Genomic DNA, 24,146 nt, shown 5'->3' on the forward strand with positions numbered 1-24,146 from the left:
ACATACTTTTGTATGCTCCCCAAGACATCCTCTTTTGCCGCCTAGCCACAACCCGAACTATTTTGAATATTGGTATCGATATTTTATGGTTTGTGCTGTAGCGGTGTTGGCTGCACTCGGCTGCTTGGGTCACATACTTTTGTATGCTCCCCAAGACATCCTCTTTTGCCGCCTAGCCACAACCCGAACTATTTTGAATATTGGTATCGATATTTTATGGTTTGTGAGATAGCAATAATCTAAAACTAAGTTAATTATCAAGAGGAGTTTGCTGTGGCGAAAGGGGTAAAAAGGGCGTTTGTCTGTAATGAATGCGGGGCGGATTATCCACGTTGGCAAGGGCAGTGTAGTGCTTGCCATGCATGGAATACCATTACAGAAGTGCGTCTGGCCTCAACAAGCTCTTCATCACGTAATGACCGTTTAACGGGCTATGCAGGGAATGCGGCTGGGGTAAGTAAGGTTCAGAAATTATCTGAAATCAGCCTCGAAGAACTTCCTCGTTTTACTACAGGTTTTAAAGAATTTGATAGGGTGCTAGGCGGAGGCGTTGTGCCGGGTAGTGCCATTTTAATTGGCGGGAACCCGGGGGCGGGTAAAAGTACATTATTGCTACAAACCATGTGCTTGCTTTCACGTGAAATGAAAACCCTCTATGTCACTGGGGAAGAGTCATTGCAACAAGTGGCGATGCGTGCGCATCGACTTGGTTTACCAACAGATTCGCTCAATATGCTATCCGAAACCAGTATTGAACAAATTTGTTTAACCGCGGAACAAGAACAGCCGAAACTAATGGTAATAGACTCCATCCAAGTGATGCATATGGCCGATATCCAATCATCACCGGGCAGTGTGGCGCAAGTTCGTGAAACAGCCGCGTATCTGACTCGCTTTGCGAAAACCCGCGGTGTTGCGATTATTATGGTAGGCCATGTCACAAAGGATGGTTCACTTGCGGGGCCAAAAGTCCTTGAGCACTGTATTGACTGTTCTATCATGCTTGATGGTGATGCCGATAACCGTTTTCGCACGTTACGTAGCCATAAAAACCGTTTTGGTGCCGTTAATGAACTCGGGGTATTTGCTATGACGGAGCAAGGGCTTAAAGAGGTCAATAACCCATCGGCAATTTTCTTAAGTCGTGGTGATGAAGTGACCTCTGGCAGTTCCGTTATGGTGGTCTGGGAAGGGACGAGGCCATTGCTGGTGGAGATCCAAGCCCTAGTTGACCATTCGATGATGTCTAATCCACGTCGGGTTGCTGTCGGGCTTGAACAAAACCGCTTAGCAATTTTGCTGGCCGTGTTGCACCGTCATGGTGGCTTACAAATGTCGGACCAAGATGTTTTTGTGAATGTGGTGGGTGGCGTCAAAGTGACTGAGACCAGTGCTGATTTGGCGTTATTGCTTTCTTTAGTTTCAAGTTTTCGAGACCGGCCGTTACCTAGGGATCTTGTGGTGTTTGGCGAAGTTGGGCTAGCAGGGGAAATCCGTCCGGTTCCAAGCGGGCAAGAGCGTATCTCTGAGGCGGCAAAACACGGTTTTAAACGTGCGATTGTGCCTCATGCTAATATGCCCAAAAAATCGCCGCCAGACATGAAAGTCTACGGGGTGAAAAAGTTGGCGGATGCGCTCAGCATTTTAGATGAGCTATAACGCTTATTACTAAGAGTAAAAAGGAAAATAAATGGCTGAATTTGACTATCTTAAAAACGCAATCAAACGAGCGGGTTACACTCTCCAGCAAGTGGCTGATGCGACAGATATGACCAAAGGCTACCTCAGCCAGTTGATAAACGATAAAATCAAGAGCCCAAGTGCCCAAAAAATAGCGGCTCTTCATCGTTTTTTAGGCCTTGAATATCCCAATAAGCAAAAAACGATCGGCGTGGTGTTTGGCAAATTTTACCCATTACACACAGGGCATATTTATTTGATCCAACGTGCTTGCAGCCAAGTGGATGAACTGCATGTAATCCTTTGCCATGATGAACCTCGTGATAAAGACCTGTTTATTAATAGTTCAATGTCACAACAACCAACTGTCAGTGACCGGCTGCGTTGGTTACTGCAAACCTTTAAATATCAAAAAAACATTCACATTCATTCATTTGATGAAAATGGTATAGAGCCTTATCCACACGGCTGGGAAGTGTGGAGCGATGGTATGAAAGGCTTTTTGAAAAAGCACAATATCCACCCTAGTTTTATTTATTCAGGGGAGGCAAACGATGCTCCTCGCTACAAAAAATATTTAGGTATTGAAACTGTTTTGGTTGACCCTGAGCGCACCTTTATGAATATCAGTGGTAACCAAATTCGTCAGGCACCGTTTCGCTATTGGGATTACATTCCAACGGAAGTTAAACCTTTCTTTGTCCGGAAGGTGGCGATTTTAGGAGGTGAATCAAGTGGGAAATCTACCTTAGTTAACAAATTAGCCAACATTTTTAATACCAGTAGTGCATGGGAGTATGGGCGCGATTATGTTTTTAGCCATTTAGGTGGTGACGAAATGGCATTGCAATATTCAGATTACGATAAAATCGCCTTGGGTCATGCGCAATATATTGATTTTGCAGTAAAATATGCCAATAAAGTGGCGTTTATTGATACGGACTTTGTGACAACGCAAGCCTTCTGTTTACGCTATGAAGGCAAAGAGCATCCATTCGTTCAGGCACTGATCGATGAATACCGATTTGATTTGGTGATAGTACTGGAAAATAACACGCCGTGGGTGGCTGATGGTTTAAGAAGTTTAGGAAGCGATAAAGACCGCAAAGCTTTCCAAAACTTACTCATTGAAATGCTTAAGAAAAATAATATTGAGTTTGTACGTGTAGAGTCCTCTGATTACGATACGCGTTTCTTAGAATGTGTAACCCTCGTTCAGCAGTTATTGATGTTGGATGACTTATAAATAAAGTCACCCAATAAAAAACGGCATCGAATGATGCCGTTTTGATTCTATCGATATGATATCGATCCCTTAAATAATTTGAATTATAGGTAGGCGGCAAGAGAGTGAGTCCCTAGGAGCATACACCAGTATGTGACTAGGTCTCACAAAAGCAGCCAACACCGCTATAATTCTAAATTATGACAAGGATTATTTGGTCATACGCTTATACTTCATACGATGTGGCTGCAGCGCTTCGGCACCTAATGTGCGTTTCTTGTAATCTTCATATTCAGAGAAGTTACCTTCGAAGAAGCTGATATTCCCTTCATCTTGATAATCAATGATATGTGTTGCAATACGGTCAAGGAACCAACGGTCATGGGAAATAACCATTGCACAGCCCGGGAACTCTAATAGGGCGTTTTCCAACGCACGTAAAGTTTCTACGTCGAGGTCGTTGGTTGGTTCATCGAGTAGCAAGACGTTACCGCCCACTTGCAGTAGTTTAGCTAAGTGTAAACGACCACGTTCACCACCAGATAACTCACCGACGCGCTTACCTTGGTCAATGCCTTTAAAGTTAAAGCGGCCAACATAAGCACGGCTAGGAATTTCAAAGTTACCGATACGCATGATGTCCTGACCGTTAGAAATCTCTTCCCAAACAGTTTTGCTGTCATCCATGGAATCACGGAACTGATCAACAGAGGCAATCTTCACGGTTTCACCAACAGTGATGGAGCCAGAATCAGGCTGTTCTTGCCCTGAAATCATCCGAAATAGTGTTGATTTACCCGCACCGTTCGGCCCGATAATCCCAACAATTGCCCCTTTAGGAATGGAGAAGCTCAGGTTATCAATCAGAACGCGGTCGCCATATGATTTGCTTAGGTTTTCAACATCAATAACCTTATCACCTAAACGTGGACCTGGTGGAATAAATAGCTCACTGGTCTCGTTACGTTTTTGATATTCAACGTTATTAAGTTCTTCAAAACGCGCCAGACGCGCTTTCCCTTTCGATTGACGGCCTTTAGGGTTTTGACGTATCCACTCAAGCTCTTTCTCGATAGACTTACGGCGAGCCGCTTCAGTTGAGGCCTCTTGGGCTAAACGAGCATCTTTTTGTTCAAGCCAAGAAGAATAGTTACCTTCCCAAGGAATGCCCTCACCACGGTCAAGCTCAAGGATCCAACCTGCTACGTTATCAAGGAAGTAACGGTCATGCGTGATAGCTACGACGGTACCTTCATAGTCGTGTAAGAAGCGCTCTAACCACGCCACAGACTCTGCGTCTAAGTGGTTGGTTGGCTCATCGAGTAACAGCATATCTGGTTTTTCTAGCAGCAGGCGGCAAATCGCCACTCGGCGGCGCTCCCCCCCAGATAGATTCTCTATTTTTGCATCCCAAGGGGGAAGACGTAATGCATCAGCAGCACGTTCTAGTTGGTTATCAAGGTTGTGGCCATCTTGCGCAGAAATAATGGCTTCTAACTCGCCTTGTTCTTTGGCCAGTTTATCAAAATCCGCGCCTTCTTCTGCATAAGCCGCATAGACTTCATCTAAGCGGGTCAATGCACGTTTAACCTCACCAACGGCCTCTTCAACGGCTTCACGCACTGTGTGTTCAAGGTTGAGTTTTGGTTCTTGTGGTAGGTAACCAATTTTTAGACCTGGTTGAGGACGCGCTTCACCCTCGATATCGGTATCAATACCTGCCATGATACGCAGTAATGTTGATTTACCCGCCCCGTTTAGACCTAAAACACCGATCTTAGCCCCCGGAAAGAAGCTCAGAGAGATATTTTTTAAAATATGACGTTTCGGTGGAACAATTTTTCCAACCCGATACATACTATAAACGTATTGAGCCAATTTATTTACCTTTTGATTTATAAAGGGAACTTTAGTTTTTTAGTTTATTTTGCTTTAACAAGCTTAGGCTGAAAAGCATTTAATAAACAGCCATATAATTTTCTAGAACTATACCTGAACATCAGGAGATCATCCATCCCTCCCTCTCAGTGAGACAAGCTTGATGACTTTCTATTATCAACTCATGGGGATGTAGTGATGTGATGCGCTATACAGGGAGTTACCCATGATAAAAAGTTTTAAACATAAAGGAATTGAATACTTTTTTAAAATGGGCGTTACGTCAGGTATTTAATCGAAACACATAACAAAGTTACGAATACAACTGATTGCGCTGAATATTGCCGAGGGGCAAAGACTTTAAATCATTCATAAAGTGGCTGATACGTAAAAGACTGTAAAGTCGAAATAATCAAGAACTCTCCGCTGTTACTAAATAAAAACTTTCGGTAGCATTCATAGTATTGATATATGCTTAATATACCCGTAATCCTTCAAGTTGCAGTGGTGTTAACTGCGCTCAGCTAGCCGAGTCACATAGTTTATCTATGCTCTCTGTCTATCTTCGCTTGTCGCCTACCTACAACTCGAATTATTTGGGATATGTGTGTATATAGGTTAAGGTTTTCCCTGTAGTTTGACTTTAGTTTAGCGATGGAGCGAGTGAATATGAAAGGTTGGTTAGCGGCAGTACCAGTAACAATGTTGCTGGTTTCCAGCACCGTATGGGCTGATACCTTACAAGCGCAGCGGGAGCGCTATCAGGCAATTAAGGTTGCATGGGATGCCAATAAAATGGATGAAGTCGAGCGCTTACTGCCGACCTTGCATGATTATCCACTTTACCCTTATCTTGCTTATCGTGAGCTAACTCAAGACTTAGATATTGTATCACCTCGCCAAGTTCAGGAATTTATTAACACTTACCCGACGCTACCTGTCGCAAAAAATTTAAAAACTCGCTTTGTTAATGAATTAGCACGCCGCCAAGAATGGAAATCATTGTTGGAATTTAGCCCTGAAGCTCCAAAGCCGGCTGAAGCACAATGTAATTTTTATTTTGCAAATTGGGCAGTAGGTAACAAGCAAGTTGCTTGGCAAGGTGCAGAAAAAGCGTGGTTAAACGGCCGTTCTATGCCATCAGCGTGTGATAAGCTTTTCAATGAATGGGAAAAAGAAGGTTATTTAACCCCTGAAATGACCCTTGAGCGTATTAGTTTGGCAATTAAAGAAGGGAATACTTCGATTGCGAGCTATTTGGCTAAACGTTTACCACCGAGTTATAAAACGATAGGCGATGCGCTGATTAAACTACAAAATGACCCAGCGTCTGTTGTCACTTTTGCTAAAACAGTAACTCCTACCGACTTTACTCGCCAAGCCACGACAGCAGGCTTTAGCCGCTATGCACGTCAATCCCCAGATGCAGCTCGCGCAGTATTAAATACGGTAAGTTCTGCACAAAAAATGAATATGACAGAAAGCCAAGCGCTTAAAGATAGTATCGCATGGCAATATATGGGGGATGTCACGCCAGAACAGGCGCAATGGCGCGATGAAACTATTCAGGAAAGTCATTCATCATCACTGAAAGAACGCCGAGTCCGCCTTGCTTTAGGGGCAGGGGATAAAACCGGAGTAGCCGCGTGGCTGAGGCAATTACCTGCTGATGTGAAAAATAAAGAAGAATGGCAATACTGGCAGGCTATTACGCTCATTGATGCGGGTAAGAAAGCCGAGGGTGAAGCAAAGCTTCGTGAATTAACCAAGAAACGTGGTTTTTACCCAATGGTTGCTGCGCAGGTTTTAAATATTGAATACCCTGTCTATGTCAATACTGCCGCTAAGCCTGATGCCAGTATTAATCAGTTACCTGAAGTGCAACGCGTGCGTGAGTTAATGTACTGGGAACTGGAAAATCTTGCGCGTTCTGAATGGGTTAGCTTAGTGGCTTCTCTCCCTGCTAATCAACAAGAACAGCTTGCGCGTTATGCATTTGATAACAAGTGGCCCGATCTTAGCGTTCAAGCTACGATCACAGCAAAATTGTGGGATCACTTGGAAGAGCGCTTCCCATTGGCGTGGGATAAAGAATTTAGCCTCTATACAAAATCAAAAGATATTCCAAAGAGTTATGCCATGGCAATTGCTCGCCAAGAAAGCGCTTGGAACCCACAAGCACGCTCACCCGTAGGGGCTACAGGTTTAATGCAGTTAATGCCAGCAACAGCGAAACATACCGCTAAAAAGCAAGGTATTAATTATGTGAATACGAGTCAGTTGACTAATCCAACTACCAATATCGAGTTGGGAACTGCCTATCTTGAAGATGTATACCAGCAGTTTGGAAATAACCGTATTTTAGCCAGCGCAGCCTATAATGCAGGCCCTTCAAGGGTAACTCGTTGGTTAGGTAATAGTGGCGGACGCATTGATGCAATTGCATTTGTTGAAAGTATTCCGTTTTCTGAAACCCGTGGTTATGTGAAAAACGTTTTATCCTATGACTTGTTTTATCGCCATTTTATGGGGCAAAAAGGTATGAAGATTTTGCTTCCTAATGAATGGAATATGAAATACTAAAGATACTCTTCATATTTCGAATTGTAGGGGTGTTGGCTACGTTTGCTAACCCTAGTCACATACTTGTGTATGCTCCTAGGGCTTAGCATCACTTGCCTCCTACCTACAATCCGAACTATTTTGAGTATTCATATTTTTTATATTTCGTTTTATTGGGGCTTCGTGTTACATACAGGTGTATGCTCCCCGAGCTATCCTCGCTGATCGCCTTGCTACAGTACGAATGCTTTAGCGTATAACTCACATTATTTGGCATCTTGGCAATCGCTTTGTGTTTGGTTGATGATTTCTAATAAGAGTGTGTTATTATCTGTACTAGTTAAATAGTATGGATGGATAGACGATGACAGCAAATCAACAATATGACCCGGCTTTGACCGCGGATGAGAACGCTGACTGGCTGCGCTTTGTGAATTTATTACAATTGGCATTTGAACAAGATATCCATTTGCCAGTTCTTCAGTTATTACTTACGCCAGATGAGCGTACAGCCTTATCGACCCGAGTTAAAATAGTGCAAGAGCTAATGCGCGGCGAAATGAGCCAAAGAGAACTTAAAAATGAACTCGGAGTGGGGATAGCGACCATAACGCGAGGTTCGAATAGTTTAAAATCGGCTCCATTGGATGTGAAAGCTTGGCTCGAGTCTCAACTTCTCTAAAATACTCTTCATATTTCAAATTGTAGGGGTGTTGGCTGCGCTTGCTAACCCTAGTCACATACTTATGTATGCTCCTAGGGCTTAGCGCGACTTGCCGCCTACCTACAATTCGAACTATTTTGAGTATTGGCATTTATCTATTTCAAAATTGTAGGGGTGTTAGTTGCATTTGCTAACCCTAGCCACATACTTATGTATGCTCCTAGGGCTTAGCGCGACTTGCCGCCTACCTACAATTCGAACTATTTTGAGTATTGGCATTTATCTATTTTAAAATTGTAGGGGTGTTAGTTGCATTTGCTAACCCTAGCCACATACTTATGTATGCTCCTAGGGCTTAGTGCGACTTGCCGCCTACCTACAATTCGAACTATTTTGAGTATTGGCATTTATCTATTTTTAAAACAAATAGACACAAAAAAAGTATGGTTTCCCATACTTTAGTGTGAAAAGCGTGATGTTTAATCGCACATGCAATTTTAATTATTTTAAGTATAATTAGTCTTCTACTTGGTTTAGCTCTTTATAAATTTCATGCTTAATGGGAACTAAGGCCAAAATTAAGGCTTGTTGGTAAACACTTGTGCGGGTTAATACCCCGTCGGTGAAAAAACCAATAGCGCCACCTTGTTGTTTGATATTATCAATACCGGTCAAAAAGGCCATTTCATCGCCAAGTTCACGACCTTCACGAATACCTGCCAGAATTTTTTCTGGGATCATAATACTCGCAGAGCGAGACTCGCCGCGTATTTGCTTATGTTCAATAACTATCCAAGCAAAAGTCATATCATCTTCAATGCCTGCTTCGATACCGACCCAAAAGTCTGCTTCAGGGCGAACTTGTCTTGAAGCCATTACGCGTTGTCTAGCCCCTGTACGGGTTTCATTATTACCGATAGGTTGCTGTGGAACACTGCTATCGACATTAATATCTTCAATTTGATAACTGCCAGCCCCAAATACAGCATCGAAAGCTAGATGGATCGCTTTAATTTTGGCAGGATTAGTCGTTGCAGCTATAACTTGGTACATTAATTATTTTCCTTTGAACACATACTTCGAAAAGTAATAACGGAACACATCTATGTTACAGGTTTATCTTGTTCGCCATGGCGAAACTGAATGGAATTTAGCTCGTCGCATCCAGGGACAATCCGATAGCCCTCTGACAGCCACTGGACGACTGCAAGCAAGGCAGGTGGCTGAAAGGATAAAATCAGAAGGCATTACCCATATTATCACTAGTGATATGGGACGCACACTGGAAACTGCACAAATAATTGCAAGTGTATGCGGATGTGAAATTACCACAGAACCGCGTCTACGTGAACTAAATATGGGGGTTCTTGAACAAAGAGCGATTGAGTCGTTAACCTCAGAAGAAGAACAGTGGCGTAAAAGCTTGATTGACGGCACTCGTGGTGGTCGAATCCCTGAGGGGGAATCGATGGAAGAACTCTATACGCGTATGTTTGCGGCATTAAATAGTTGCTTAGATCTCCCCGAAGGGAGTCGACCCCTGCTTGTAAGCCATGGCATCGCACTAAGTACTTTAATTAGCCGTATTATGGGGGTTCCTGCGTATTCAGAGCGCCGCTTACGTTTACGTAATTGCTCATTATCTCGAGTAGACTACCAAAACAGCCCATGGCTTGCGAATGGGTGGATAGTCGAAACTGCGGGGGAAGTGACTCATTTAACGCAGCCAGCCCTTGATGAACAACAAGGCTAATTATTGAAAAGTAAGGAGTTTCAATATAATGAAACTCCCTCAGCTTAGCGTGCTTTAGTACCGTCTGCTTTGATAGGAACATAATAATCAAACGTATCGATATGCGTTTTAGGGTCATCACTTTCTGGGGTGATATTATGCAAGTCGATATTTTTTAGTCGGTAATGTTCAATATCATACCCAGGGCGACGCGTTAAATTGAGTTTGGGTAAATAAACACCATAAATTTGGTATAAAAACTCCTGTAACGCATTTCGGGTTGGCACGCCATTAAATGAAAATTTCACATACTTTCCACTCGGTAATGTCAAATTGGTATACTGATTAGTATTGAAACTTGCATCTTCAGGCCTAACTGCGGTGGTATAGAACACAGTTTGCTCGTCTTCTTTTTCAGGGTTATGGATTGCATGATGCAGCCCGAACACCTCAGAAGCAATCTTGGTGGTATTATCTAAATAATAATGCCAAAACGTTTGGCGCATTTCTGAACATGCGGTTGACCATTCCTCTAAAGCATAAGAACAGCTTTGCTCCAAACCGACCAATTGCAGTTCAGGCATTTGCATAAATTCATGTTCAATATTTATATGATTATCTAAGATAATCGGTGGGCAAATCCCAGTAGCACACCACTCCTCACTACGGCGGTAGAAAGCCGGTGTCAGGTTAAACTGTTTTTTAAATGCGCGCGTAAAAGTTTGTTGCGAGTCAAAGCGATACTGTAGCGCAATATCAAGAATTGGGCGGCTTGTTAAGCGCAATGCAACCGCAGCACGAGAAAGTCTTCTGGCTCGAATATAAGCACCAATCGCTTGGTCAGTGACTTCTTTAAACATTCTTTGTAAATGCCACTTAGAGTAGCCTGCTTTTGCGGCAACATTATCCAGCGAGAGTGGTTTATCAAGGTTGTCATCTATCCAGCGAAGCAAGTCGCGAATAATATTAGTTTGATCCATGTATATCCCCAGCCAATGCGACTTATAGTACAGATATAATCTATCAATGAATCGCTATTCTATATCAAGTTACCTTTTTCGTTTATAGTAAATGAGTTGTATTTGAGAATTAGTTAGAAAAGTGAATAATTAACCTTGTATTGATACGAGGTTTACCGATTGTGAGTTGAATAGGAAACCCAGTATGCGTTGTTCCAGATTAAAAAATATTGTTCTCGCGTCATTATTATCAGCGTTGCCTTGTATTACTTTCGCTGAAGAAATCGGTTCAGTCGATACTGTATTTAAGATTTTCGGCCCTGACCATAAAATTGTCGTGGAAGCATTTGATGACCCTGATGTTGATAACGTTACCTGTTATTTGAGTCGCTCAAAAACGGGTGGTATCAAAGGGGGGTTGGGGTTAGCGGAAGATACTTCTGATGCTGCTATTTCATGTCAGCAAGTTGGTCCGATTGAACTGAGCGACCGTGTAAAGCGTAAACCAACAAAAGGCCAAGTTGTTTTTCAAAAGCGCACATCGTTAGTTTTCAAAAAACTGCAAGTGGTTCGTTTTTATGACCCGAAACGTAATACACTGGTTTATTTAACGTATTCAGACAAAATGATCGACGGCTCACCGAAAAATGCGTTAAGTGCTGTACCGATCATGCCGTGGTGATTATGACGAGTGTTTGGGCTGCAATCCTCTGATAGTATGGATGCCACTCATAAAAAATCCGCTGCTTAAAAGACAGCGGATTTCGATAACTATAATGCAAATAATTAGGTTGTTAATTATTCGTCTAAATCACCACAGAAACGGTAACCTTCACCGTGGATAGTGGCAATAATTTCTGGTGTGTCAGGTGTAGATTCGAAGTGCTTACGAATACGACGGATAGTCACGTCAACAGTCCTGTCATGAGGTTTTAATTCACGGCCAGTCATTTTCTTCAGTAAATCAGCTCGAGTCTGAATTTTCCCTGGGTTTTCACAGAAATGCAGCATTGCACGGAACTCACTGCGCGGCAATTTGTAGTGTTCACCAGCAGGGCTAACTAATGAACGGCTATTAATGTCTAATTCCCAACCATTAAATTTATAGCTTTCAACCAAACGACGCTCTTCAGTACCGCCAGCCAAATTCATGGTACGTGACAGTAAGTTACGCGCACGAATAGTTAATTCGCGTGGGTTAAATGGTTTGGTGATATAGTCATCAGCACCGATTTCCAGACCGAGAATTTTATCAACTTCGTTATCACGGCCAGTTAAGAACATTAACGCAATACTTTCTTGCTCACGTAATTCACGAGCAAGTAATAAGCCATTTTTACCTGGTAAGTTAATATCCATGATGACTAAATTGATGTCATGTTCGGAGAGAACGTTGTTCATCTCTTCGCCATCAGTTGCCTCATGAACCACATAGCCTTCAGCTTCAAAGATACTTTTCAGCGTATTGCGTGTGACTATTTCGTCTTCAACAATCAAAATGTGTGGGGTCTGCATAGTTGCTACCTAAAGTATTAAAATAAAAATACTGAACTCACAAGCCGTTTTCAGTTAGGTGGTTATTATATTTTTCTCTGAAAAAACACGTTTATGAGTATAAATTTGTTTCAAAATCCAACAGTGACATTATGTTGCTTTTGCAGCAAATGGCTCTAAAAAACTAGCCAAAATATAAGCACTTTCCCAATATTGGGCTGTTAACAGCAATATAACAGCTAATACTGCATTTACCACCTAAAAAACTAACTTTTGTTGATACATATCAAAATCAATTGTAGCACGTTAACAAAAATTGTTAGGTACATAATTATATAAATTAACATGCGATTTAGATATCAGATAGTCGGTCAAAATGCAGAAGACGAATATGAGGGTTGTTGCTTTGACTTGAAATTAAAGAATTTAATCTGCAATTCCCCCAATATACCATCAAAAATAATGTCTGATTTGTGACTCATCTCGAATTTTGACAGGTTGTTTTGTTTAAATGATAGAGAGCAAACGCTTCTAAACTAGAAGTAAAGTGTCTATGCAGTAATATGATGAGTCGTTTATGATTGTAAATAAGTAAATATACTTATGTTATTTTAAGGGTGAAGAAATTTACTAACAATATTTTTACATTTAAATAAAGCATAAATTGGTGGAGATTATGCTAAACAACGAATATGAGTGTAAATGTAGAGAGTGATATCAGATATTTTCAGATTAAGCCCATATGATAACGATCAACTTTCCCGGTAAATCACAAAACCCCATGCATTGATCTACAACTAGAAATAAGTCTCTATCAGGTTAATTGGAACATGGGTTTTTTCTGACTCATCTTGGTGGAAATTCCTGCTTATTTTTAGTGGTACATAACTTTTATCAAATCCCATCATTGTATTTATTTGCTCATTTAATAAACAAACAAGCCATTAAAATCGCAAAAAATTATTCATCTGGTAATTTAAATTATTTTGGTTGTTAAAGCTGGCACTGGTGGGATTTTTGTTTTTTTATGAAGATTTTTTCCCTTTTCCTAGAGGGGTTTTTATTGAAAAACTGTTTTGTTAAAGGGGTTAGAATCAAATAAATTTGACAAATTATGCCGATTGCTTTAACCGTATAGGGAGAAACCCAAAAGATCTAAGAGACAGACAGAATTTATGCGTAATATCAGCCTGACTATTATTATTACCACCACCACCGTAACCACAGGAAACGGGGCGGGCTGACGCATCCAAAAAATAAAAATGAAAAAGCCCGCATCCCCATAAGATGCGGGCTTTTTTTTGGTGTTAATTCAGGAGAGAAATACCATGCGTGTGCTTAAATTTGGCGGTACTTCGGTTGCAAATGACGAACGGGTACTAAATGTTGCTGACATCGCTGAAAGTAAATTAGCAGATGGGCAAGTGGCACTGGTACTATCAGCACCAGCAAAAATCACTAACCATCTGGTTGCTATGATTGAAAAAACGGTTGCAGGTCAAGATGTCATCACGCATGTAAATGATGCCGAAATGATTTTTGCTAACCTTTTAAAAGGATTGAAAGAAAAACAGCCTGGTTTCGAATATGACAAGCTGAAAAAACTTACAGAACAAGAATTCGCACAAATCAAACAAGTACTGCATGGTATTACTCTCCTAGGTCAATGCCCTGATAGCATCAACGCTACAATTATCTGCCGTGGTGAAAAGCTCTCTATTGCTATTATGGAATCTGTATTAAAAGCTCGTGGTCATAATGTGACAGTGATTAATCCAGTTGAAAGCCTATTAGCAAAAGGGCATTACCTTGAATCTACTGTTGATATAAATGAATCGACAAAACGTATTGCTGCTTTAAATATTCCCAAAGATCACTTTGTCTTAATGGCTGGTTTTACCGCTGGGAATGATAAAGGCGAACTAGTGGTGTTAGGCCGCAATGGTTCTGATTACTCCGCCGCGGTATTGGCAGCTTGCTTACGTGCAGATTGTTGTGAAATTTGGACTGATGTTGATGGTGTGTATACTTGTGACCCGCGTTTAGTACCTGACGCACGCTTATTGAAGGGGATGTCTTATCAAGAAGCCATGGAGTTATCTTATTTTGGCGCCAAAGTTCTCCATCCTCGTACAATCGCTCCTATCGCCCAATTCCAAATACCTTGCCTAATTAAAAATACCACTAACCTAAGTGCTCCCGGTACTCTGATTGGGGATGGTCAAACGGATGACAGCACACCAGTTAAGGGGATCACTAACTTAAATAACATGGCAATGATCAACGTATCGGGGCCTGGTATGAAAGGAATGGTGGGCATGGCTGCACGTATTTTCTCTGTCATGTCACGTAAAGGCATTTCAGTCGTGTTGATCACCCAATCTTCATCAGAGTACAGCATCAGTTTCTGTGTGCCACATAATGAACTACAGCGTGCTCGCGCTGCACTAGAAGATGAATTCTATTTAGAGTTGAAAGATGGCGTATTAGACCCACTGGGCGTGATGGAGCAATTAGCGATTATTTCTGTAGTCGGTGATGGCATGCGTACATTGAAAGGTATTTCAGCGCGCTTTTTCTCTGCATTGACCCGTGGCAATATCAATATTGTTGCTATTGCACAAGGCTCATCTGAGCGCTCTATTTCAGCCGTAATTGCGAACGAGGCGGGAACCACGGCGGTACGTCTTTGTCACCAAATGTTGTTCAATGCAGAGCAAGTGATTGAAGCCTTTATCATCGGAGTCGGTGGGGTGGGAAATGCATTGATTGAACAAATACACCGTCAGCAACAATGGTTGAAGCAAAAGCATATCGACCTGCGTGTGTGTGGTATAGCAAACTCACGTGCAATGTTAACGGATATGCAAGGCATTGATTTAGCTAACTGGAAAGCTGAATTAGCGGAAGCAAAAGAACCTTTTAGCTTAAGTCGTTTGATCCGTTTAGAACGCGAGTATCATTTCTTAAACCCTGTGATTATCGATTGTACTTCCAATCAAGAAATTGCAGAGCAATATGTGAATTTCTTAAAAGATGGTTTTAACGTCGTCACGCCAAATAAAAAAGCCAATACATTATCCATGGATTACTACCACCAATTGCGTGGTGCAGCAGAAAGCTCGAAACGTAAATTTCTCTACGATACAAACGTTGGTGCGGGCTTACCTGTTATTGAAAATTTACAAAATTTGCTCAATGCAGGGGATGAATTAGTTCACTTTAGTGGTATTTTATCGGGCTCACTGTCCTTTATCTTTGGTAAGCTTGATGAGGGCATGTCTTTATCTGAGGCAACGGCGCTGGCAAAAGAGAAAGGCTTTACAGAACCAGACCCTCGCGATGATTTATCCGGTATGGACGTAGCACGTAAATTATTGATTTTAGCCCGCGAAGCAGGTTATGACTTAGAGCTACAAGATATTGAAATTGAACCTGTTTTACCTATGGATTTCGATAGCAGCGGCTCTGTTGCTGAATTTATGGCTCGTTTACCACAATTAGATGTACAGTTTGCTCAGCGTATAAAAGCCGCAGAAGCAGAAGAAAAAGTGTTACGCTATGTTGGGTTAATTGAAGAAGGGCGCTGTCAGGTTAAAATTGTTGCTGTTGATGGCAATGACCCACTCTTCAAGGTTAAAAATGGCGAAAATGCACTGGCTTTCTATACACGCTATTACCAACCAATTCCTTTAGTCTTAAGGGGTTATGGCGCAGGTAATGATGTTACTGCTGCTGGTGTATTTGCAGATATGCTGCGTACCCTTTCATGGAAATTGGGAGTTTAAGAAGTGATTAAAGTTTATGCACCAGCTTCAATAGGTAATGTTAGCGTTGGGTTTGATGTCCTTGGAGCGGCGGTCTCCCCTGCGGATGGCTCATTATTAGGTGATTGTGTCACCGTTGAAGCTGCGGATACTTTCTCGCTAACGAACAAAGGTAAATTCGTTGCTAAGTTACCGAAAAAGAACGAACACAATATTGTCTACCAATGTTGGCAGCTGTTTTGTGAACGCCTTGGCAAACAGTTAAATGTTGCAATGACCCTTGAAAAAAATATGCCAATAGGTTCTGGTCTTGGTTCAAGTGCATGTTCCGTGGTTGCCGCGTTAATGGCATTAAATGAGTTTGCGGGCAAGCCATTTGATGATACGCAATTATTAGGCATGATGGGCGAATTAGAAGGGCGAATTTCTGGTAGCGTGCATTACGATAATGTAGCGCCTTGTTTCTTAGGTGGGCTACAGTTGATCATCGAACAAAATGGCATTATTTCCCAACCTGTGCCTGCATTTGAAAACTGGTATTGGGTAATGGCGTATCCGGGAATTAAAGTATCGACAGCAGAAGCGCGTGCTATTCTCCCTGATAGCTACCCACGCCATGACATTGTAAATCATGGCCGGTATTTATCTGGTTTTATCCATGCATGCCATACTAACCAACCATTACTTGCTGCAACAATGATCCAAGATGTCGTGGCTGAGCCTTATCGCACTCAGCTACTGCCAGGGTTTGCAGAGGCACGTAAAAATGCCAAAGAAATTGGTGCGTTAGCATGTGGTATTTCCGGTTCGGGGCCGACACTGTTTGCCATTTGCGATGATAAACAAATCGCTGAAAATATGGCGGATTACTTGCAACAACATTATATTCAGAATGATGAAGGCTTTGTGCATATCTGCCGTTTGGATCTCGCAGGGGCAAGGACAATAGGGTAAATAATGAAACTGTATAATTTAAAAGATAATAACGAACAAGTAAGTTTTGCACAGGCAGTTAAGCAGGGGCTTGGTAAACAACAAGGCTTATTTTTTCCGCAAGACCTGCCAGAGTTTAGTGCAAGCGAAATTGAAGAACTATTAAAATTAGATTTCGTGACACGTAGTAGCCGTATTTTAAATGCCTTTATTGGTGATGAAATTCCTCAAGAAGAATTAACTGCACGCGTGAAAGCCGCATTTGCCTTCCCTGCACCAGTGTCTAAGGTTGAGGAAGATATCGCGACTTTAGAGCTTTATCACGGCCCTACGCTAGCATTTAAAGACTTTGGTGGGCGTTTTATGGCTCAAGCTTTAGGGCAAGTCGCAGGTGACCAACCAGTTACTATCTTAACGGCAACCTCCGGTGATACAGGGGCAGCAGTTGCACATGCATTTTATCGTTTAAAAAATGTGCAGGTTGTTATTTTATACCCAGAAGGGAAAATCAGCCCGTTACAAGAAAAGCTATTCTGTACACTGGGTGACAATATTCATACCGTTGCTATCAAAGATGATTTCGATGCTTGCCAAGCATTAGTCAAACAATCATTTGATGATGAAGCACTGAAAAAGGCCCTATACCTTAACTCAGCTAACTCGATCAATATTAGCCGCTTACTGGCTCAGATTTGTTATTATTTTGAAGCCGTTGCACAGATCCCAGCTGAAAAACGTGATCAACTCGTGATCTCTGTACCAAGTGGTAACTTTGGGGATCTAACCGCAGGTTTATTAGCTAAATCAATGGGGTTACCTGTTAAGCGTTTTATTGCAGCGACTAACGTGAATGATACTGTCCCACGCTATCTTGTTGAAGGCGAGTGGAAACCACATCAAACCGTAGCTACTTTGTCGAACGCTATGGATGTTAGCCAACCAAATAACTGGCCACGCATTGAGGAATTATTCCGCCGTAAAGGCTGGTCACTGAAAGATCTTGGTTATGGCACGGTTAATGATGATGTGACAAAAGAAACCGTACGTGAATTGGATAAAAAAGGTTATCTATCAGAACCACATGCTGCTGTTGCTTATCGTGTTTTACGTGATCAGCTACAACAAGGGGAATACGGACTATTTTTAGGAACGGCTCACCCAGCTAAGTTTAAAGAAAGTGTCGAGGAAATCTTAGGTAAACAGATCCCTTTACCAAAAGAGCTTGCTGAGCGTGCTGAACTTCCGCTGTTATCGCATTTCTTACCTTCTGATTTTGCAGAGTTGCGTACATTCTTGATGAAATTAGCACCTAAGCAATAAGAGTAAATAGCATATTAATAAATAACGGAGGCTCTGGCCTCCGTTATTTATTCAAGTGAATGAACAATTAAATTTAATCTATTAATTGAGCTGCTCTAAATGACGGTTAATTTCATTTTGAATACTCGCTGAGGAACTATTTTTATTAAACTTCAGCATAGTAATTGCCTTCTCATGTTCATTCATATCGGTAAATAATGTTGAGCTCAAAGGCTTTGATTGTTGAAAATCTTTAGATTGGCTTTTGTGATTTAAAATTGCTTGCCTCATTGTTGGTGACGTATTGTTTTTAGTAAAACTAAGGGCAACAGCCGCTTTAGCATGGCTATCTAATTCAGAAAAACTTAATCCTTGGTTAATGGCTTTTTTTGTATTAATTCCAGCTTGATTAAGGTGGTTATTAATCGCCTTTTGAGTCGATACAGATGTGCTATTCTCAGTAAATGAAAGCGCCGTTGCCGCATTTTTATGTATATTATTTTCAGGTTTTGCGTAAGCCATATTAGCAGTGACAACGATAAGCCCTAAAGTCAAAATAACTTTTTTCATGATAAATCCTTATTAAAATAAAACAGAATAACTTTCTATATGGTTATAATAAGGGTTTATTTCTGTCTAATACCTGACAGAAAAATGACAAATCTGCCATTTTTCTTTTTTAACTCTAAATGAGAAATTTTATATATTATTAGGAAGGAAAATTGTAAAACGGGTAGAATACTCATCTGAAGCAATCTGAATAGATCCTTTATGTGCAAGTATAATTGATTTCACAATCGCTAAACCAATTCCACTCCCCTCATTTTTTCTTTGCCTTGATTTATCCACCCGATAAAAGCGATCAAATAACTTAGGGAGATGTTCTTCAGGGATTTTTTTACCTGGGTTACTAATGATAATCTCAATTCCACCTTTGACATTTGCCAAATTTATACTGACGGAATCACCTTTTGGCGTATAGCGGATGCCATTCGAAATTAAATTGGTAATTGCTCGACGAAGCATGTTTTTATCTGCAAAAATAGGGTTTGCTTCACCAATAAGTTTTAATTGAATTTCATTGTCTTCTGCTAAAAACTCAAAGTAATCAAGAATTAAAGTTATTTCCTCCTTAAGATTGATCTGTTTTTTCTCTGGGATCAATCGGTTATCATCGGCTTGCGCCAGAAATAACATGTCTGAGATCATCCGTGATAGTCGATTATATTCTTCCAAGTTTGAATAAAGCACCTCGACTAATTCTTCCTTTGTTCGATTTTTATTTAAAGATATTTGTGTTTCAGTCATTAAATTAGTGATAGGAGTGCGCATTTCATGGGCTATATCCGCTGAAAAATTGGTTTGCCTGACAAAAACATCTTCAATTTTAACCAACATTTGGTTAAATGAAATAGTTAATTGTTTTAGTTCTTTAGGGACAGCGGTTGGGTCTAAGCGAATACTTAAATTCTCTGAGGTGACATTTTTTATTTCATCACTGACATCTTTAAGTGGTTTCAACCCTTTGATAACAAGAAAATAAACAATAGAAACGGTTAAAAAACATAGCAAAACCGCACTGATAATTAAATTATTTATTAGTGAATTAAGGTAATCATGATGGAAATTTAAGGATAAAGCTGTTACTAGCCGATATTTTTTTGCTTCTGAAGGGCCACTGATTTGAATATAGCTTTCTGACAGGCGGTAATTTTTAAGGTAGAGGTCTTTATTGCTTTTGCTAGGGTCATAATTTTTTAAGTGGGAAATAAGTTCTGTTGTTGCATTCGGTGATGTTAATACCTTTCCATTATTGTCACTCAAATAAACCACAATATCTTGATGTTCATTAATAATAGTTCTGATCAGTGTATATTGCTCATCTTGTGAGCCAGCATTTTCGTTTAATAAACTGTGGATCGTTAAATTAATTTGGTTGAGTGTATATTCATCTTGCTGTTTAAAATGCAAAACGACAGAGTTGATCATAAGCCAGCTAAATAATAACAATGCAAGGGAAAGGGTGATGCTGATCAAGAAAATAAGCCGAGCAGAAATAGAGATCGGGGAGCGAAATAGCTTATTCATTTTCTGGGATCTCAAGTAAATACCCCATACCCCTAATGGTATGGATCAGTTTCGGTTCGTAATTATGATCGATTTTTGATCTTAAACGCTTAATCGCGACATCAATAACATTGGTGTCGCTATCAAAATTCATGTCCCATACTTTTGATGCAATTAAAGAGCGTGATAGCACTTCGCCTTGATGTAGAACAAAAAACTCAAGCAAAGCAAATTCTTTACTCGTTAAATTAATTTTTTCATTAGACCGAGTGACTCGCCTTTTAATTAAATCAACATGCAAATCAGCAATAGAAAATTGAGTTTTTTGAATATTATTATTTCCTCGACGTAAAAGAGTTCTAACACGAGCAAGTAATTCAGAAAAATCGAAAGGTTTTACAAGATAATCGTCAGCGCCAAGTTCAAGGCCTTTCACTCGATGCTCAACATTACCTAATGCAGTTAACATTAATATAGGAGTGTTATTGCCAATAGTACGTAGGTTTTTCGCTATTTCCCAACCGTTAATATCAGGCAACATGACATCAAGGATGATGAGGTCATACTCTTCTGTTGTTGCCATATGAAGCCCCGTAATACCATTTTCTATCGCATCGACAATAAAACCAGATTCAGTTAACCCTTTTGATAAATATTCTCTGGTTTTATGTTCATCTTCTACAATAAGTAATTTCACAAGTACCTCAAAGCTGAGTTGGAGCTATTTTATCCAGCTTTATTCTAAGCATTGAAACCAACAAATGTAAAATGACAAATTTGTCATTTTCATGTCATGAATCTAACAGGAGGTGTTTTTTACCATAGCAATAATTTTAATTACTAGGGGCGTGGCTATACCATGTTTTCACCAAAAATATTACTGATAGCTCATGCTCTAATTTTAACAGGGTGCGTCTCTCTCGCTCCTGAATATCAGCGCCCAAAGTCTAATGTACCAGAACAATTACATTCTGATTTAACGGCCGCTAGCAGAACAAGGGAATCGACATTTTCTATACCTAGCTGGCAAGCGTTTATTCAAGACCCGCAAATGAAAAGGGTGATACAGACAGCCCTTGAAAAGAACAGTGACCTTTATCTTGCCGCATTAGATGTGGAAGAAGCTCGTGTTCGTTTTGGCTTGTCTCAGGCTGAAAAGTACCCACAAATTAGCTCATCAGCGAGTGGTGATTATAACCAGTCACTGAATTCTGATTCATCTCTGAATAAAAAATACAGTGCGGGTATTGATATTAGTTATGAGCTCGATTTTTTTGGTCGTATTAAGAATTTATCAGAAGCTGATAAAGCAAAATTCCTTTCTTCTAAAGAAATGAGCCGAGCTACACAAATTTTAACGATTAAGGCTGTCGCTGACGCATATTTAGATGTGGTATACAACCAACAACTTTTATTAATTGCTCAAGAAACAAAAAACAGTTATCTCAACAGCCAATCTATTGTGAGGCAAAAAGTTGCAGCAGGAAATGCGACACTATCAGATTTAGAGCAAGCGAAAGGGCAAGTTCAATCCATTGAAATTAGTATAGAAAAAATTAATAGTGAAATAGTAAGAAATGAAAACTTAGTCAATTTCTTGACGCATGATTACGCTGAGAAAATAAAAATAGCCTCAACGAGCTATGAGCCAAAGTATCCACTTATTATAACCCCCTCAAATATACCTTCTGAAATGTTATTAAAAAGGCCTGATATTATGGCGGCAGAGCAAAATATTATTTCAGAAAATGCGAATATTGGTGTAGCAAGAGCGGCATTCTTCCCTTCTATTTCTTTCAATACTGGCATTGAGAATAGTAATGACTCTTTGTCGGGACTATTTGATTCCTCGAATGGTATTTGGAATTTTATTCCTAAAATTACACTCCCTATTTTTACTGGTGGTACAAATAGCCGAAATTTAGAGCTAGCGACTATTCGCAAAAATAAAGCAATTGTTAATTACGAGAAAAATATCCAAGTGGCTTTTCGTGAAGTGAAAGATGCGTTGGTGATTAAATCTAGTTTAGAAAAACAAATATTCTCTCAAAAGCAGTATGTCAAAACGTTAGAACATGTATTGGCTCAAAAACAAGCTAGTTACCAATATGGCAGTTTAAGCTATTTAGATGTTCTTGAATCACAAAGAATTTTATTTACAGAGCAACAGAATTTATTGATGTTGAAAATAGAGCAGCAGAAGAATGAAGTGAATTTATTCTCTGCATTAGGTGGCGGACAAATAGGATCGTAAACATGAAAAATTTGAATAAAGTTATTTTTGCCCTTTCGATAGGGATGTTCACAACGATAGGTTACGCAAATACAGCGGAGCACGATCATTCTGTTTACCCAGAAAAAGTTGCTGAGCCGGTTATTAACACAGAAGGTAAGTTAATTGCGATTGATAAAGCGAATAAAAAACTAACAATTAACCACCAAGCAATTGAAAGTATTGGTTGGCCACCAATGACTATGCGTTTTACCTATGAAGATGAAAATATGATTAAAGGTTTACAAGAGAATGATGAACTAACGTTTTCTTTTTCTCAAAAAGGCAACCTTTCCATATTGAAATCAATCGAAAAGATAAATTAAATAGATAGAGAGATGTTATGTCATTAGTCAACCTGGCCAAATTACTGCTTGTGGTTATTTTATCGAGTGCGATTTCAATTTTATTTTACCGTTATTTCTTTGTAGATGAAAAACTGGTACAGGAAACTGAAAAACAAGAGCGCACCGTTTTATATTGGTATGACCCGATGTACCCAAATACTAAATTTGAGCAGCCGGGTAAGTCTCCTTTTATGGATATGGACTTAGTACCTAAATATGCGGATGAGAATTTAGCTTCAGCAGATAGTAAAGGGGTCACTATTAACCCAACACAAACGCAAAATTTAGGTGTAAAAACAGTGGCTGTGAAATGGGGAAAATTAAACTATGACTTAACATTTCCTGCTGAAATTGTATTTAATGACCACCAATTTGCCATCGTACAAGCACGGGAAAGTGGTTTTGTCGAAAAAGTTTATCCATTTACGGTGGGGGAGCAGATCCAAAAAGGAGAAGCTATCGCTGAGTTAACCATCCCTGCATGGGTCGAAGCTCAAAGTGAATATCTCGCCTTGAAGCAGATGGGCGTTCCACAAACAGATCTTAATAGCGTGCTTGAACGCCTACGTTTAAATGGCATGCCAGAAAATTCAATTGCTCAATTTATTAAAAGTAGCAAAGTACAAACTCGTTTTATCATCAAAGCGCCTATTTCAGGGGTGATTACAGCACTAAATCTACGCCTTGGAATGAATGTGACAAAAGAAGGAGTTATTGCTCAAATTCAAGGAACAACTCCATTATGGTTGAATGCATCTATTTCACAATCAACAGCAGAATTGTTGAATAAAGAGGTTCAATTTTCTGTTGCTATTCCTGCTTATCCTAATCACCAATTTAAAGTAAATAACTGGTTGATATTACCGAGTGCTGATGCGGCTAGCCGGACTATTAATATTCGTGCAGAAATTACAAATGGGGAAAATTTATTAAAACCTGGGATGACTGCTTATTTAAATTTAGTCGCTGAAGATAAAGAAAGTCTATTAATTCCTTCTCAGGCGATAGTGGATTCAGGTAAAGAACAACATGTGATTGCGGTAGGGAAAGACGGTGAGTTTATCCCGAAAAAAGTTCGGGTCATCAAGGAATCTCAACAAATGACAGCCATATCTGAAGGTTTACAAGTTGGAGAGCCTATAGTGACTCAAGGTATTTTCCTTATTGATTCTGAAGCCAATATTGCTGGTGCATTAGCACGAATGGAAGCACTTTCTGAGCAAGCCACACCATCTAATCATTCATCACATAAATCTCAGGAGTAGAC

Annotated in this window: 20 protein-coding genes and 1 other annotated feature; of the genes, 13 read left to right on the plus strand and 7 right to left on the minus strand. The window is 40.2% G+C overall.

Going from position 1 to position 24,146, the window contains the following annotated elements:
- The first annotated feature begins 273 nt into the window (after positions 1-273).
- Both radA and nadR read left to right on the plus strand, forming a co-directional pair.
- Entirely contained in the window at positions 274-1,659 is a 1,386-nt protein-coding gene (gene radA, locus RB151_RS03175) for a DNA repair protein RadA (RefSeq protein WP_042847009.1), read from the plus strand.
- 31 nt (positions 1,660-1,690) lie between these two features.
- Entirely contained in the window at positions 1,691-2,926 is a 1,236-nt protein-coding gene (gene nadR, locus RB151_RS03180) for a multifunctional transcriptional regulator/nicotinamide-nucleotide adenylyltransferase/ribosylnicotinamide kinase NadR (protein WP_042847008.1), read from the plus strand.
- Between the two features lie 189 nt (positions 2,927-3,115).
- On the opposite strand, the gene ettA is transcribed toward nadR, so the two are convergent.
- Positions 3,116-4,783 carry an energy-dependent translational throttle protein EttA gene (ettA, locus tag RB151_RS03185; protein ID WP_042847007.1) on the minus strand — a complete coding sequence of 556 codons (1,668 nt, stop codon included), beginning with the start codon at positions 4,781-4,783 and terminating at the stop codon, positions 3,116-3,118.
- A gap of 669 nt (positions 4,784-5,452) precedes the next feature.
- Here ettA and sltY point away from each other — a divergent pair.
- Complete coding sequence (gene sltY, locus RB151_RS03195; protein ID WP_071547697.1) at positions 5,453-7,366, plus strand: murein transglycosylase; 1,914 nt, start codon at positions 5,453-5,455, stop codon at positions 7,364-7,366.
- A 343-nt stretch (positions 7,367-7,709) separates the two neighbouring features.
- Positions 7,710-8,027, plus strand: a complete 318-nt coding sequence (gene trpR, locus RB151_RS03200; RefSeq protein ID WP_042847005.1) for a trp operon repressor — start codon at positions 7,710-7,712, stop codon at positions 8,025-8,027.
- Positions 8,028-8,525: 498 nt separating this feature from the next.
- Here the strand turns inward: trpR and yjjX are convergent, their stop codons facing one another.
- The gene (gene yjjX, locus RB151_RS03205) at positions 8,526-9,062 is read right to left on the minus strand and encodes an inosine/xanthosine triphosphatase (RefSeq protein WP_004914743.1); all 537 of its coding nucleotides are present in this window, start codon (positions 9,060-9,062) and stop codon (positions 8,526-8,528) included.
- A 52-nt stretch (positions 9,063-9,114) separates the two neighbouring features.
- Here yjjX and gpmB point away from each other — a divergent pair, with 52 nt between their 5' ends.
- Positions 9,115-9,762 carry a 2,3-diphosphoglycerate-dependent phosphoglycerate mutase GpmB gene (gpmB, locus tag RB151_RS03210; protein WP_042847004.1) on the plus strand — a complete coding sequence of 216 codons (648 nt, stop codon included), beginning with the start codon at positions 9,115-9,117 and terminating at the stop codon, positions 9,760-9,762.
- A gap of 44 nt (positions 9,763-9,806) precedes the next feature.
- Here the strand turns inward: gpmB and robA are convergent, their stop codons facing one another.
- Positions 9,807-10,721, minus strand: a complete 915-nt coding sequence (gene robA / locus RB151_RS03215) for an MDR efflux pump AcrAB transcriptional activator RobA (RefSeq protein ID WP_042847003.1) — start codon at positions 10,719-10,721, stop codon at positions 9,807-9,809.
- A 184-nt stretch (positions 10,722-10,905) separates the two neighbouring features.
- Between robA and creA the strand changes: the two genes are divergently transcribed.
- Complete coding sequence (gene creA / locus RB151_RS03220) at positions 10,906-11,382, plus strand: protein CreA (RefSeq protein WP_042847002.1); 477 nt, start codon at positions 10,906-10,908, stop codon at positions 11,380-11,382.
- 116 nt (positions 11,383-11,498) lie between these two features.
- Here the strand turns inward: creA and arcA are convergent, their stop codons facing one another.
- On the minus strand, positions 11,499-12,215 hold the full coding sequence (gene arcA / locus RB151_RS03225; RefSeq protein WP_004905684.1) for a two-component system response regulator ArcA: 717 nt from the start codon (positions 12,213-12,215) through the stop codon (positions 11,499-11,501).
- Positions 12,216-13,369: 1,154 nt separating this feature from the next.
- On the opposite strand from arcA, the gene thrL reads away from it, so the two are divergent.
- The 4 genes from thrL to thrC all read left to right on the plus strand — a co-directional run bounded on the left by thrL (position 13,370) and on the right by thrC (position 18,214).
- The gene (gene thrL / locus RB151_RS24575) at positions 13,370-13,438 is read left to right on the plus strand and encodes a thr operon leader peptide (protein ID WP_071548816.1); all 69 of its coding nucleotides are present in this window, start codon (positions 13,370-13,372) and stop codon (positions 13,436-13,438) included.
- Positions 13,377-13,498, plus strand: a sequence feature (Thr leader region). (Overlaps the previous gene by 62 nt.)
- A 24-nt stretch (positions 13,499-13,522) precedes the next feature.
- Positions 13,523-15,982, plus strand: coding sequence for a bifunctional aspartate kinase/homoserine dehydrogenase I (gene thrA, locus RB151_RS03235; protein ID WP_042847001.1), 2,460 nt, complete (start codon positions 13,523-13,525; stop codon positions 15,980-15,982).
- A gap of 3 nt (positions 15,983-15,985) precedes the next feature.
- The gene (gene thrB, locus RB151_RS03240; protein WP_042847000.1) at positions 15,986-16,915 is read left to right on the plus strand and encodes a homoserine kinase; all 930 of its coding nucleotides are present in this window, start codon (positions 15,986-15,988) and stop codon (positions 16,913-16,915) included.
- A 3-nt stretch (positions 16,916-16,918) separates the two neighbouring features.
- On the plus strand, positions 16,919-18,214 hold the full coding sequence (thrC, locus tag RB151_RS03245; RefSeq protein ID WP_042846999.1) for a threonine synthase: 1,296 nt from the start codon (positions 16,919-16,921) through the stop codon (positions 18,212-18,214).
- A gap of 81 nt (positions 18,215-18,295) precedes the next feature.
- On the opposite strand, the gene RB151_RS03250 is transcribed toward thrC, so the two are convergent.
- The 3 genes from RB151_RS03250 to RB151_RS03260 form a co-directional block, all read right to left on the minus strand.
- Positions 18,296-18,763, minus strand: coding sequence for a hypothetical protein (locus RB151_RS03250; protein ID WP_071547698.1), 468 nt, complete (start codon positions 18,761-18,763; stop codon positions 18,296-18,298).
- A gap of 129 nt (positions 18,764-18,892) precedes the next feature.
- Positions 18,893-20,281: a Cu(+)/Ag(+) sensor histidine kinase gene (locus tag RB151_RS03255; RefSeq protein ID WP_042846998.1), complete on the minus strand. Its 1,389-nt coding sequence runs from the start codon at positions 20,279-20,281 to the stop codon at positions 18,893-18,895.
- The gene (locus RB151_RS03260; RefSeq protein ID WP_071547699.1) at positions 20,274-20,957 is read right to left on the minus strand and encodes a heavy metal response regulator transcription factor; all 684 of its coding nucleotides are present in this window, start codon (positions 20,955-20,957) and stop codon (positions 20,274-20,276) included. The genes RB151_RS03255 and RB151_RS03260 overlap by 8 nt, the downstream gene beginning before the upstream one ends.
- A gap of 162 nt (positions 20,958-21,119) precedes the next feature.
- Between RB151_RS03260 and RB151_RS03265 the strand changes: the two genes are divergently transcribed.
- The 3 genes from RB151_RS03265 to RB151_RS03275 are packed head-to-tail and all read left to right on the plus strand — an operon-like array spanning position 21,120 to position 24,144.
- A complete protein-coding gene (locus RB151_RS03265; RefSeq protein WP_048608437.1) occupies positions 21,120-22,514 on the plus strand; it encodes an efflux transporter outer membrane subunit in 1,395 nt (464 codons plus the stop codon).
- A gap of 2 nt (positions 22,515-22,516) precedes the next feature.
- Positions 22,517-22,858 carry a copper-binding protein gene (locus RB151_RS03270; protein ID WP_042846995.1) on the plus strand — a complete coding sequence of 114 codons (342 nt, stop codon included), beginning with the start codon at positions 22,517-22,519 and terminating at the stop codon, positions 22,856-22,858.
- Between the two features lie 17 nt (positions 22,859-22,875).
- On the plus strand, positions 22,876-24,144 hold the full coding sequence (locus RB151_RS03275; RefSeq protein ID WP_042846994.1) for an efflux RND transporter periplasmic adaptor subunit: 1,269 nt from the start codon (positions 22,876-22,878) through the stop codon (positions 24,142-24,144).
- Positions 24,145-24,146 lie beyond the last annotated feature (2 nt).

Source organism: Providencia rettgeri (assembly GCF_001874625.1).
Taxonomy (GTDB): domain Bacteria; phylum Pseudomonadota; class Gammaproteobacteria; order Enterobacterales; family Enterobacteriaceae; genus Providencia; species Providencia huashanensis.

Excerpts from the sequence above, each read along its gene's own strand:
- nadR (WP_042847008.1), top strand. The coding sequence starts at position 1,691 with ATGGCTGAATTTGACTATCTTAAAAACGCAATCAAACGAGCGGGTTAC.
- sltY (WP_071547697.1), top strand. The coding sequence starts at position 5,453 with ATGAAAGGTTGGTTAGCGGCAGTACCAGTAACAATGTTGCTGGTTTCC.
- trpR (WP_042847005.1), top strand. The coding sequence starts at position 7,710 with ATGACAGCAAATCAACAATATGACCCGGCTTTGACCGCGGATGAGAAC.
- yjjX (WP_004914743.1), bottom strand. The coding sequence starts at position 9,062 with ATGTACCAAGTTATAGCTGCAACGACTAATCCTGCCAAAATTAAAGCG.
- gpmB (WP_042847004.1), top strand. The coding sequence starts at position 9,115 with ATGTTACAGGTTTATCTTGTTCGCCATGGCGAAACTGAATGGAATTTA.
- robA (WP_042847003.1), bottom strand. The coding sequence starts at position 10,721 with ATGGATCAAACTAATATTATTCGCGACTTGCTTCGCTGGATAGATGAC.
- creA (WP_042847002.1), top strand. The coding sequence starts at position 10,906 with ATGCGTTGTTCCAGATTAAAAAATATTGTTCTCGCGTCATTATTATCA.
- arcA (WP_004905684.1), bottom strand. The coding sequence starts at position 12,215 with ATGCAGACCCCACACATTTTGATTGTTGAAGACGAAATAGTCACACGC.
- thrA (WP_042847001.1), top strand. The coding sequence starts at position 13,523 with ATGCGTGTGCTTAAATTTGGCGGTACTTCGGTTGCAAATGACGAACGG.
- thrC (WP_042846999.1), top strand. The coding sequence starts at position 16,919 with ATGAAACTGTATAATTTAAAAGATAATAACGAACAAGTAAGTTTTGCA.
- RB151_RS03250 (WP_071547698.1), bottom strand. The coding sequence starts at position 18,763 with ATGAAAAAAGTTATTTTGACTTTAGGGCTTATCGTTGTCACTGCTAAT.
- RB151_RS03255 (WP_042846998.1), bottom strand. The coding sequence starts at position 20,281 with ATGAATAAGCTATTTCGCTCCCCGATCTCTATTTCTGCTCGGCTTATT.
- RB151_RS03265 (WP_048608437.1), top strand. The coding sequence starts at position 21,120 with ATGTTTTCACCAAAAATATTACTGATAGCTCATGCTCTAATTTTAACA.
- RB151_RS03270 (WP_042846995.1), top strand. The coding sequence starts at position 22,517 with ATGAAAAATTTGAATAAAGTTATTTTTGCCCTTTCGATAGGGATGTTC.
- RB151_RS03275 (WP_042846994.1), top strand. The coding sequence starts at position 22,876 with ATGTCATTAGTCAACCTGGCCAAATTACTGCTTGTGGTTATTTTATCG.